Here is a 12,010-nt window from a genome sequence, read left to right as displayed (position 1 = left end):
CTTACCTGATCTTTGAATTATACTACAGAGGTATACCTTTCTGTAATGCGTGAATAATATGGAAAAAATCCAAAAAGAATATTAAGCACGATTATAAGTAATGAATACCCAATATATCTGGGAGGTAAAAGCGAAAAATACTCCCTTACTCAAAAAGAAATGCAATCAATGTAACAGCGACAGATTTCAATGCAGTGATAAATTCAGACTGAATGCCCAGAAAAAGAATATTGATATATGGCTGATTTACCGGTGTGTAAAATGCAGCAATACCTATAATATGACCGTATTTTCAAGAATCAGAACAGAATCAATCAGTAAAGAAATATTCCGTAAATTCTCAGAAAACCATGCCGAAACTGCCTGGCAATACGCTTTCTCACAGGAAATAAGAAGAAAAAATAATGTGGAAGCCGACTGGGAAAGTGTGGAATATGAAATTCTATACTCAAATCTTCCTGTAGAAGATCTTATGAATAGGGAAGATGAGCTCATTTCTTTTCAAATACAGTCTTCTTTTGATTTTAATATGAGAGTCTCAACAGTAATCCGGACATGTTTAGGGCTTTCATCATCTAAACTGAACCTCTTGCTTGCTTCAGGTAAGGTTTACTTTAATGAGAAGCCTCTTCAAAAGAAATATAAGTTCAAGAATGGAGATATTGTTGATATCAACAGGCAGGAGCTGATCAATATTTATCTTATCGGAAAAGAGAATTTTTTCTCAACACAGTAAATGATCAATCATTATAAAAGCCTTCCGGTTGTTGATCGGGAGGCTTTTTATTGAGTTCACTTTATGTATTTCATTTGGATTAATCCCATTTATTTTGGGTTGAAACTGCATATTTTCCTGCGCCGGTAAAGAAAAAGCTTAAGCTTACAAGCATATAGATGACAAGCAGTTCCAAAGCCCAGCCTCCGAATTCATTAAGTTTGAAAATATTGGCTGTTTGTGCAAGAATCGTAGCCGTGAAGCAATTGGCAGCAAAGATCAGGCCTGCCAGACGAGCCCGAAATCCTATAATCAGCATGAGAGGTGCAATAATTTCTCCTGCAAACACGCCATACGCAAAGAATGACGGTAAGCTATGCATGCTCATCATATCTTCAATAAAACCAACTCCATGGATCACTTTACTGATTCCATAAACCGACATTGGAAATGCAATTGCTATTCTGGTGATAAGTAATCCTGAATCAATGTTCTTTTTCATTTCTTATAATTATTTTAAAAGTTATATTTTACAAATGCCCCGATATTTTCCAGGGTCTTTTTTCCGTTATTAAACTGGTCGAAATTGGAAGCCAGCCCGTACATCATTTTATTCTGTTTTACTCCTAATCTGACAAACTGTAACCCTCTGGGGTATCCGCTGTCATCGAGGTTTCCAATAGCGAGCACACTGAAATATCCCTTTACATTTTCTGTCAGATAAGGGGTGTATTCAAATGATACAGACTGTTCCAGAGAAAACCCTTTCTGATACGTAGTTCCTATAGAGTAGGAAAGTGAATAGGAGGACTGAATGATTTTATATTGCAGATAAATACTGAAAAATGCACCGGGATTTTTCATTCCAAATGCCGCATTGGCACTCAATCTTTTGGTAAGATTATACGAGAGGGTATTTCTGATGAAGAATATGTTTTCTTTATCTTTGGTGTATTCTGTATCAAATAGGGTAAGATTGTTCAGTTTCAGCCGTTCATTCAGCTGATAATTGATATTGTGCATATAAGTATAGGAGCGATGCCCTAAAACAAGATCCGGGATATAGGAAAGTTTCTGTGCATTCAGATTTAGAAAAGCTGATGCAAGAACTGTTACAGCGATAATTTTTGCCTTCATATTTCACTCATTAAATTTCTGTGAGCAAAATTATTCGGGCTGGAGGGGAATAAACTTAAGAAATCTTAAGAAACGTCAGACAGGTGTTTTTTTCTCAGATAGCTCAGATATTCTACGGTGATTCCAAGGTAGGAAGCGATCATGTATTGAGGAAAACGCTGTTCGATATTACGGTAAGTAGTGATAAATGTGCGGTATTTGGTATAAGCATCAACACGGGAATGTTCAAAGGTTCTTTCCTGTAACATAACATAGGCACTCTGCATCTTCAGACGCCAGAACTCTGAGACAGCCGGAACTTCTTTGTACAATGATTCCAGATTATTTTTACTGATCTGTATGATGGTGGTATCTTCATTAGCCTGAATAAACATTCTTGACGGCAGTTCGCTAAGATAGCTGTAAAGATCATTTACCCACCAGTTTTCAATGCCTAGCTGGGTAGTATTTTCTTTTCCTTTTTCATCAATATGGTACGCATAGAGGCTGCCCTGTGCAATGAAACGCATATGTCTGGAAACCTGTCCTTCGCGAAGCAGATAATTTTTCTTTTTAAGTTGTATAATCTCTAATTTGGAAGTAATGCAGTCAATATCTTTATCTTCTAAAAAAACGATTTCTCGAAAGTGTTCTATAAGTTGTAAAACTATTGTATCTGTATCCATCATTAGATTTTGTACTATAGACACAAATTTACGTAAATATTAAATTACGGGATTAAGATGAAACAATTATACATAAGAAGACCACAATTTATTGTGTAAATTGTGGTCTTCTACAACTAAGAACTATTTAACTACGATTCTGTTTTCAAATAACCATAATGCAAAGCTGTTTCTTTTCCGAATAGACTTGAGAAAATATTCTGAAACTCATGGATATACTTACATTTTATAGCATTCCCATATATTTTAAGTCCTTCCATTATTTTTCTGGAACTCAGGTCTATATCATATTTTATAAAAGGTTCCGGTCTTTCATACCGTATACTCTGATCTGAACTGTCCGTTCGTGAAAAGCCGAGCTTTTCAAGCCATTCCTCCGTTATTTTAATCGGTTTAATGGATGCTGCCGGGACCGAAATACTTTGAATATCATTTTCAATTTTAACAAAATAAGCCTGTTCGACATTTTGAAAGATCTCTGTAATGGTATAAATCTGATTTTTATACTCAACCAAGTTCTTGATTTTTAGATCTGCTACGTTCATAATATTTTGATTTTAAATGGTGATATGGTAACAAGTAAAATAGCAAATAGTATGCCCGACATCGCATTGTTAAGCCCCGTTTTACAAAAAGGGTAGGTTAAATTTTTGCTATAAAAAATTAATAATACGTTAAAATAGTACACTTATGCGCAAATTATCACATAATCATGAAATAAAGCATGTGGTATCTATGTGGTATTAGTTTTTTATTCCCGCTTTTGGATTGGTATTAAAAGTGGTAAGAAGAAGAGCGGTTATAACACTTATCATAAGAACTGCTATGAAAACATTCCAGGAATAAGCATGAAGCAGATAGCCGGTACCACTTCCCAGAATACTTGAACCAAAATAATAAAAAAGCCAGTAAATAGAAGTGGCTGAAGATTTTCCCCGCCTTGCATACAATGCAGTCATCTGGCTGGCCATAGTATGAGCAGCGAAGAATGAAAGGGTGAAAAGCCCGAGCCCGAAAATAAGGATATAAATATTTTCAGATAACAGAAGGGCAGCTCCGGTAAGCATGCACAAGATAGAAGCTTTCAGAATGCTATTCATTGGAAACCTTCTGGAAAGACGGCCTACGATCATCGTTCCGAAGACTCCAAAAATATACATCAGAAAGATAAAGGCTATAATAAAATGGCTTAACGAAAAAGGTTTTGCTTCCAGTCTGAATGTTAGGTAATTATAAACACTCACGAAAACTCCCATCAGCAGTGCGGCAGTACAATATAACCGAAGCATATAAGGGTTGGTAAGGAAAAATTTCATCTGTTTTACCTTAAGATGATAATCTGTTTTCTGTGGATTGAAGAACTTTGATTCCGGAAACAGTTTCCAGAATACGGCGCCGAGGATGAAACTTTCTATGCCAATCAGAAGAACGGCATTACGCCATCCGAATTCCCCCGCAAACAAAGTAGCCATTATTCTTCCGCTCATTCCTCCAATGGTATTACCGCTGAGATACATACTGATGGCTGCTGGTACTGCCAGAGCATCCACTTCTTCTGTAAGATAGGCCAGGGCAACTGCAGAAACCCCGGAAACAACAAAACCTTTCAATACTCCAACGGCAATCAGGAGTGTTAAATTCGGGATCCAGGTAGAAATAACAGTAAGGCTTGCAGATGAAATCAAAGAAAAAACCATGAGGCTTTTTCTGGAATAACTGTCAGCTTTAAAGGCAAAAAATAATAAACCCAATGCCATACCTATCGTGGAGGAAGATACCAGCAGGGAAGTATCACCTACGGAAACCCCAAACTGTTCCGCAGCCATAGGCAGCATCGGCTGGAAAAGATAAAGCTGTGCAAAAACCGAAAGTCCTGAAAAAAAAATACAAAGTTTTATATATCGGAAACGTAAGCTTCCCTGAATGGCTTTTTCAGATGAATTCATGATTTTTTTGCAATTACAATGCAGTGGTTCTACAGAAAATTTGTCTTGTAAATTTCCTGATTATTTTCCGAACTTAAAAATGATTATCTCAATAATATGGATTGGTGATACAAATCAATGAAACTGAAGGCTGCTGATATACTCGGAAGGAGTAATATTTTCCATCTGCTTGAAAACCCTGTTGAAGGTAGACTGGTTAGAGAATCCGGCCTCAGTATAGATATACATGAGAGTTACCTTTTCAAGGTCATTTTCATTAAGCAGTTTTTTTACACATTCAATCCTGTGAATATTCAGGTAATTATTGAAGTTGGGATATCCTTTTGCACGAATTGATTTTGAGATATAACTACTGTTGATTTCCATTTCTGTGGAAAGCTTTGAAATATTGAAGTTAACATCTTTATACAGCTGTTTTTCTCTCATCACAGATTCAATTTTGTCAAACAGTTCATCCGCAAAAGGAGCTTTGTCTGCTGTAGGAGCCGGCTGTATTGCTGTACTCTGGGCTTTCTCCTCAATTTCATGGTAAATTTCAACCCGTTTTATTTTATCCTTAAAATAGAGCAGGAGTGCAATGACTGCTACATTGGAAATCATAAGGATGGTATCGGTAATTCTCACATCTTCTGGTTGGTGTATCGGGAATTTAAAGCTGAAAGACTTAGAAATAAGGTATCCCGCTATAATATTCAGCAAAACATATATGCTGTAAATAAAAACATACTTTCTTTGAAAGAAAACATAGGCTGCCAGCGGAATCGGAATAAGCCAGACAAAACTCGCTATAGAATTGTTCCAGAAGGCAAGCATGATGTAAAAATTATACAGAGTGGCAATGATAATATAAGAATGCACCATGACATTCACCGAGTAAGTTTTGCGCACAATCAGGTACGTATACACCATTAAAAAAAGTCCTCCGAAAAGATACCAGGCCATTATTTGATCGGGAATAATAAAAGTAAATATTAAACCAAATAGGGCAAGAATAACAGACATCAGAATATTATAATAATACACCAGTTGTCTTTTGTACTGTTCAATTTTTATGTCTTTTTCGGTGGTCATTTGTGGCAGAAGGTAATTTTAAATCATTCCAATATTTTCTCTTAACAGTCAGATTTCAGAAAATGACTGGTTTAACTTTCTGGTTATTAGTGATTTGTGTTTTGTGAGCTGTTTCCTGTTTTTCATTGATTATTGATGGATTTGATTTATCAGCGCGGATAACTTTGCATCAGCTAGCTCAACAAAGGCTGATTGATGATCTTTCAATTAACCCTAAACGATTTATTCAATTTTTAAATAAATCAAATAATTTTTAAACAAATATACTAAAATGAAAAAAATAAAATTACCTCTTGCCAGCATTATGATGTGTTTTTCAATAGCGACATTTTCCCAGGTTGGGATCAATACAGATTCCCCAAAAGTAACATTGCATGTAGAAGGAAAGCCCGATGTGGCTACTGCGGCTGATGGAGTGATGGCTCCCCGAATGACAGGAGACCAGTTAAGAGCCAAAGATAATGTTTATCTGGCAGCTCAGACCGGAGCTTTGGTCTATGTAACCCAGGCGGTAACTGTTCCTTCTGTAAAAACTGCAAAAGTAGATAAAGCCGGCTATTATATGTTCAACGGAACTACCTGGAAATTTGCTTTTGGAGGACAGGATAATGATATTCCCATTGGAGATTTAATCTATTATCACGGGAGCATTCCTGCAGGTACTTCAGGAGCCAGTACATTGGCCAGTACTTATCTTACCGATCTTCCGGTTTTGGGAGGTTTCCTGAGACTTGATGCCCAGTTTAACAGCAGTTCAGCAGGTACGGGAGCGGCTACTACTTTTAATCCAAGACTTTACAATGTAGGAACTTCAGATGTGAAAATCTGGGTTTCGGAAATGTCTACCCATACCGGTGATTCTGATAATGGAAATATTAAATTATCACCGGGAGCTTACAGACAATTTGATGATGGTGTTTATCTTACCCAGACCCATAATGAGACGGTAACATTTGATATTACAGTACAGGAACCAGAGCCTAGATGGTACAGAGTGTATTATGCATTCCGTGTAGATAATAAATCTACAACAGGAAGCAGCGATGCTACAACCACAGATTCCAATACTTCTGATAATACAAGGGAGTTATTTCTCTCTGTACAGAGACTGTATTAATACGCCGACAGATGATTCTAAAAATACAATGATAAAAAAATAACGCATACAATATCAGTGGGTTAGCTATTAAAATCTCATGAGATTTGTGTTTTTTCGGGGCAGGAATACTTTAAATTCCGGCCCCGTTTCTTAATGCATCATTTCATAGACTTTAATCAGCTCTGCAATATTTCCGACATTAAGCTTTTGAAAGATTCTTTTTTTATAAGTACTTACCGTAGACATCTGAATATTGAGCCTGTTGGCAATTTCCAGATTACCGTTGCCGTCCGCCAGAAGTTTAAAAATTTCGTATTCCCTTGATGATAACTTTTCGACAGGATTGTTCCTTTTGTTCTGAATAATCAGGCCAATCAGCTCCGCAGGGTAGAAATATCCCTTTTCAATGACCGTTTTTACGGCATTCTTAATTTCCTCTTCACTGCTTTGTTTATTCAGATAGCCTTCAGCTCCTTCTCTGATATACTGGATCGCAACATCCTTGTCATATCCTGAGAAAATGAGAATCTTTAGGTCATTCTGAATATCTTTAAGCTCCGGAATCATCTTTTTATACTGGGTTCCCGGCATATCAATATCTAAAATAAGAAGATCATACCGTTGATCTCCCAGCTTTTCTTTCACCTGGTCATAATTTTCAGCAAAATCTATATTCAGACCCGGATAAGCAGTTTCAAGAACCAGACAGGTTCCTGCCCTTACTACATAATGATCATCAGCAATTAAAATTTTTTCATTCATAAAGATTAGTTTTTTTTGAGTGTTACTTCCACAACAGTTCCCTGAGGATGGTTTTGCCTGAAATTCATTTCTGCGTTGATCTTTTTTACCAGATGGATAACCATATGCAGGCCAAGCCCTTTTCCTTTAAAACTGGGAGTTTCCAGTTTAGGATTTCTGAACAGGTTCATATAAACAGCAATCTGTTCTTCAGACATTCCTGTTCCTGTGTCACTAATTATTATTGTGGATTTTTGTGGATTTTCGGTAATCATAAGGGTGATATTTCCCTGGGAGGTATTCTTCACAGCATTATCAAGGAGGTTATGAATGATGGCTGTTAAAATACTTTCATTTACCCTGGAATAGATGACACCCTCAGTAAGATTGGTAATCGTAGTTCCTTTTTCTTTAGCAATTTCACAGAACAGCTTGTTCTTGGTCTCCAGGATTCTGTTGATGGGATATTCCTTTTCTTCAAAAATATTTTCTGCCTTATAAAGTTCGGTATACTCTTTCAGATTCAGCGTAAACTGGTAAAGCTGCTCTGATGATTTATAGATACTGTCAAAGTACTTTTTCTGAAGTTCCACATCATCAGACTCATGAAGTTTCTGGGAAAGCATGGCTATAAATCTGATAGGAGTGGTAATGTCGTGGCTGATAGTTTCCACCAGTTTTTTCTGGTATTCCGTTTCTTTCTGAAGGTTATTTTTTACGACTTCCAGGTGAAGAGAGGTTTCCTTCAGTTCAGAGTTTTTATTATGGACAATCTGTTTTAAAGCTTTATTTTTTATCCTAAGAAAATTCGTGGTTAACTGAACGATAACGATGATGATAATAAGGATAATGATGGAGGCGGACACTCTGAACAGTAATGTCTGATAAAAAAGAGGCTGGATTTTGAAACGTACTGTTTTTTCTTCATATTTCCCGTCAGCAGATATCAATACCCTTACCCTCAGGGTGTAATCTCCCGGAGAAAGATTGCTGATAGTGTATTTTAATTCTTTCCCTGTTGCAATCTTTTCCCATCCGGTATTTTCTTTTCCGGATATTTTAGCTTCAATATAAAGATTTTCAGGATTGGAAAAATAAGGAATATCAATAAAGACATCCGCTGTTTTGTAATCATTTTTCAAATCAAGGATCTGATGGAAATACTGAGGCTCAGAATTACCGATTTTTACCCTTTCTATATAAATGTTATTTCTTCCCGGATAATACGTCTGAATATTTTCCGGATTGAAAAACACAAAACCATCCATTGAAGGGAATACAAAATCCCCATTCTCAAGAGCATAGGCGTTAGGTTCTGAACTTCCATTAAATTCATTGGTCAGAAAACCATCTTTTTTGGTGAAACGATAATAGAAAACCGGAGTGTTTTTATGGTCTGCATAGCGCAGCAATTGTTTTTTGGAAACTTTAAAAATCCCGTTGTTTGAAGAAATCCAGTAATATCCCTTTTTATCTTCAAGAATATAATGAGCTGACTGAAGATAATCGTTGATGTCATTCGGCATCTTGATAAGCTTATGATTCCTGAAAAGATAAAAGCCGCTTTTCTCCGTCGTAATCCATATCAGATTATCTTTTGTCCTGATAATGCTTTTGACATGGATATTTTTGATCAAAGGTGTTATGGTATTGCTTCGCAGTGCTATGGAATAAAGACCGTCGCTGTTTCCGGTCAGAATTTCATTCTCATTGTATTGATGAAAAATATTGACAAAACTCTTAAAAGTATAGGTGTAATCCGGCTGGCTGAATATATCCTTTTTGTATAAATGAAACTGAGTGCCTGAAAGATCTGTGAAAGTAGTGCCGTAAAGAGTTCCGCTTTTCATAAATGTTTCAAGCCCCTTTTTAACAAAAGTGGAATCCTTCCTTTTATAGCCTGAATTTTTATAAAACCTTACGATATGATTTCTCTTTTTGATCAGAATATTTCCGGAATTGTCATACATCATCAGATAATTGTCATTGTTTCCGAAAAGGTGGCTGTTTACAATTCCGTTTCTTCCGAATTCTGTTCCGTCCTCAGCAATGATTGTACTTTGGCTGAAAGGAAGAGATGCGAAATATACATTGCTGGAAAAGTCAGCTTCTTTTCTCGATACATAGAAATTGGAAAGCTGAAGAACATTCAGTCCGTTATTAAGCGTTCCCAGGTACAATTTGTTGAACGCTTTATCATAGAACATCGAACAGTAGGAATGATTTCCGATTTCTTCAAAATTGACAAGAAATTTTAAACGGAGATCCTTTTCGTTGCCTTCTAAAAGGTAAATATTGTCGTGGTTGATAATAAAAGTCTGATTGGTAATCTGCTGCCAGTATATTTTCGTATCAGGGTGGTTGAAAAGTGTTGGTTGATCAGAAACAGAAAGATGTCCCTTGTAGATAGAGTAGGTTTTTCTTTTTTTCAGATCATTGATGAAAAGATGGTTATTCAGTACAAAAATGTAATTCAGGTCTTTATTGGTAAAAGGCAGTGTAATTTTTATTTCCTTTTTTCCTTCCTTATAAATGATGGCATTCTTTTCGGTAAAATGATAAACAGAATTTTTAAGCTGAATAAAATACTGAACATCATTATAGAAATCTGATGTAATAATATTATTGGCAATACGGTACAGGATATCGGTACCATTGCAATAGGTCATTTTATCACGGGCAGTGAGTCTTGCAATTTTTGGGAACCTGTTTTTAATAATGATTTTATTTTCCTGCAAATTATTAAGAACCGTTATACTGTCAAGACAGGGATCTCCTATAAATTCACCAAAATGCAGATTATTTACCCTGAAATTACTGAAGGTAATAAAAGAACTGCCGTCATATCTTACCAGCCCGTTTTCGGTAGAAATCCAGATAAAGCCATATTTGTCTTTGACAATGGCCTTTGCACTGCTTTGTGGAAGCCCATTGTCTATGTTGTACCACATAGAGGTATAGTGCTGCCCGGAAATGTTTAGATAGATGCAAGCAAAAATAAATGCCCAAACTCTCATATATGTGCAAAACTTATCTATATCTGCTGCTAATGCAATAGATGGTTAATAATGGTATTTGTACAAGTCAAAGTTTTTTTAAAGGGCAGGAACGATTGAGAATAAATTTTTATCATTGAAGTTTTCTGGTCTTTTGTGTTTTATATTTTTTGATCGTGTAAAAATAGTGAAATTATGGCGATAAATTAGTATTACATATTTTGTTTTCTCTAAGTTTTATCATGTTTTGCAGACAATACGTCATTCCGGTTTTTTATAAACATTATCGTATTTCAATAATAAGTGATAAATTAATGTAAGATTTATTTTAAATTCTCGCCCATAGATCTCAGTATTATGCTGGATTTGTGTTTATTTTTAGAATTTTATAAATGGTAAATAATCTTGCTTTTGGAAATTTTTAATATTTTTTTAATTAATGGCTGAATATTTTGTTTTTTGTTTTTTTTGTAGTAATAGTTTGACAAAAAATACAGGTTTATTCTACATGATAACTTTGCCGTTGCCTATGGATATTCATATTTTTGCAAAATATTCTCATAACTATTAAAGAAGATTTATTGCCAAAATAATGATTCTAAGAACACAAACGGTTTTTATCTCAAGAAAACAAAAGAGGCTGTACTTAAAGTAAACAGTCTCTTTTTATTACCAGCAATCAGAATACACAGAGTTAAATAAATGATAGATGTAGTCTTCTGTTATTTAAGTTTCGGCTGAAGCCAAATGAAAAACGTCTTATTTTAGACCGGGCTTCCTTCGTCTACGCTCTGGATTATAGCCCGGACCTATTGAATTTCCAATATTGAAGATAAAACATAGAAAGTATCGGCTTTTTTATGGTAATTATTTTGTTATTTTTTCGCAGATAACCTTTTCTAAACAAAAAACCTCCCGGAAATGATGGGAGGTAAATAAAATTGACTGTATATTGAAGTGTAATTCAATCGTTATTGATGAGTTTCAAGCCACTTCAGCCTGCGCTGGTCTGGCAGATGTTTTACTTTAAAGTTTTCAAAAACAGCATTGAATCCTTCTCCGTCAGGACAGGCTGCCATTAAGCCAACCATTACAGGAGTGTTGTCCTGAAGAGGAGCATTCCGCATCATGATATAATTTTTATCATCAAAAGAATAAAATATCTCCACAGCATCCAGCCTTCTCACTGCTTTTATCCATAGGGCAGGAGGTGTTTTTTCCAATGTAATGACACTCCAGTCACTTTTGTTGTGGGTTACCACAGTGCTGAGATTGTATTTGCCGTCTACAAATTCTACTCCGGCTTTGATATAATGTTCCTGATCTGTTCTCAGCATAAGGCCCATCTGATCAAATCTTGCTTTATAACTGCCTGTTATTTTTACTTTTGCTTCAAATTCACCACCATAGGTAGCATAATAGAAAGGAGCATCATCCACCGTGAATCCATAATGTGAAACCCTCCAGTAATCACTTTGTGGGGTTACGAACATGGAAAGACTGTTGTTTTTGATTTCCCATTTTTCAGGTTCGTTAAACCAGGTCATTTTTTCCAGGCTCTGGGCGGAAAACTTTTGAATCAGGAATAAGGCGCAAAAGCCGAAAATCATTTTCTTCATTCTCTTTGGGATAAGTTATAA

At 35.8% G+C, this 12,010-nt stretch carries 11 protein-coding genes; 2 read left to right on the top strand and 9 right to left on the bottom strand.

What is annotated here, in order from left to right; genetic code table 11:
* Nucleotides 1-100 precede the first annotated feature (100 nt).
* On the top strand, nucleotides 101-736 hold the full coding sequence (locus tag LIV57_RS03665) for a DUF1062 domain-containing protein (RefSeq protein WP_227941455.1): 636 nt from the start codon (nucleotides 101-103) through the stop codon (nucleotides 734-736).
* Nucleotides 737-815: 79 nt separating this feature from the next.
* Here LIV57_RS03665 and LIV57_RS03660 read toward each other — a convergent pair whose 3' ends face one another.
* The 6 genes from LIV57_RS03660 to LIV57_RS03635 all read right to left on the bottom strand — a co-directional run bounded on the left by LIV57_RS03660 (nucleotide 816) and on the right by LIV57_RS03635 (nucleotide 5,534).
* Nucleotides 816-1,217 carry a DoxX family protein gene (locus tag LIV57_RS03660; RefSeq protein ID WP_227941454.1) on the bottom strand — a complete coding sequence of 134 codons (402 nt, stop codon included), beginning with the start codon at nucleotides 1,215-1,217 and terminating at the stop codon, nucleotides 816-818.
* Between the two features lie 14 nt (nucleotides 1,218-1,231).
* Nucleotides 1,232-1,852, bottom strand: a complete 621-nt coding sequence (locus LIV57_RS03655; RefSeq protein ID WP_227941453.1) for a hypothetical protein — start codon at nucleotides 1,850-1,852, stop codon at nucleotides 1,232-1,234.
* A gap of 65 nt (nucleotides 1,853-1,917) precedes the next feature.
* Nucleotides 1,918-2,517: a Crp/Fnr family transcriptional regulator gene (locus LIV57_RS03650; protein WP_227941777.1), complete on the bottom strand. Its 600-nt coding sequence runs from the start codon at nucleotides 2,515-2,517 to the stop codon at nucleotides 1,918-1,920.
* A gap of 131 nt (nucleotides 2,518-2,648) precedes the next feature.
* Entirely contained in the window at nucleotides 2,649-3,062 is a 414-nt protein-coding gene (locus tag LIV57_RS03645; RefSeq protein ID WP_227941452.1) for a hypothetical protein, read from the bottom strand.
* A gap of 198 nt (nucleotides 3,063-3,260) precedes the next feature.
* Nucleotides 3,261-4,463, bottom strand: a complete 1,203-nt coding sequence (locus tag LIV57_RS03640; protein WP_227941451.1) for an MFS transporter — start codon at nucleotides 4,461-4,463, stop codon at nucleotides 3,261-3,263.
* A 114-nt stretch (nucleotides 4,464-4,577) separates the two neighbouring features.
* Nucleotides 4,578-5,534, bottom strand: a complete 957-nt coding sequence (locus LIV57_RS03635; protein ID WP_227941450.1) for a helix-turn-helix domain-containing protein — start codon at nucleotides 5,532-5,534, stop codon at nucleotides 4,578-4,580.
* Nucleotides 5,535-5,805: 271 nt separating this feature from the next.
* Between LIV57_RS03635 and LIV57_RS03630 the strand changes: the two genes are divergently transcribed.
* Nucleotides 5,806-6,651, top strand: a complete 846-nt coding sequence (locus LIV57_RS03630) for a hypothetical protein (protein WP_227941449.1) — start codon at nucleotides 5,806-5,808, stop codon at nucleotides 6,649-6,651.
* Between the two features lie 132 nt (nucleotides 6,652-6,783).
* Here LIV57_RS03630 and LIV57_RS03625 read toward each other — a convergent pair whose 3' ends face one another.
* The 3 genes from LIV57_RS03625 to LIV57_RS03615 all read right to left on the bottom strand — a co-directional run bounded on the left by LIV57_RS03625 (nucleotide 6,784) and on the right by LIV57_RS03615 (nucleotide 11,989).
* A complete protein-coding gene (locus LIV57_RS03625; RefSeq protein ID WP_227941448.1) occupies nucleotides 6,784-7,395 on the bottom strand; it encodes a response regulator in 612 nt (203 codons plus the stop codon).
* 5 nt (nucleotides 7,396-7,400) lie between these two features.
* A complete protein-coding gene (locus LIV57_RS03620) occupies nucleotides 7,401-10,391 on the bottom strand; it encodes an ATP-binding protein (RefSeq protein WP_227941447.1) in 2,991 nt (996 codons plus the stop codon).
* A gap of 950 nt (nucleotides 10,392-11,341) precedes the next feature.
* Nucleotides 11,342-11,989: a DUF1349 domain-containing protein gene (locus LIV57_RS03615; RefSeq protein ID WP_227941446.1), complete on the bottom strand. Its 648-nt coding sequence runs from the start codon at nucleotides 11,987-11,989 to the stop codon at nucleotides 11,342-11,344.
* Nucleotides 11,990-12,010 lie beyond the last annotated feature (21 nt).

The organism is Chryseobacterium sp. X308 (genome assembly GCF_020733145.1).
In the GTDB taxonomy this organism is placed as follows: Bacteria; Bacteroidota; Bacteroidia; order Flavobacteriales; family Weeksellaceae; genus Chryseobacterium; species Chryseobacterium cupriresistens.
This window is presented reverse-complemented; position numbering and strand designations above follow the sequence as displayed.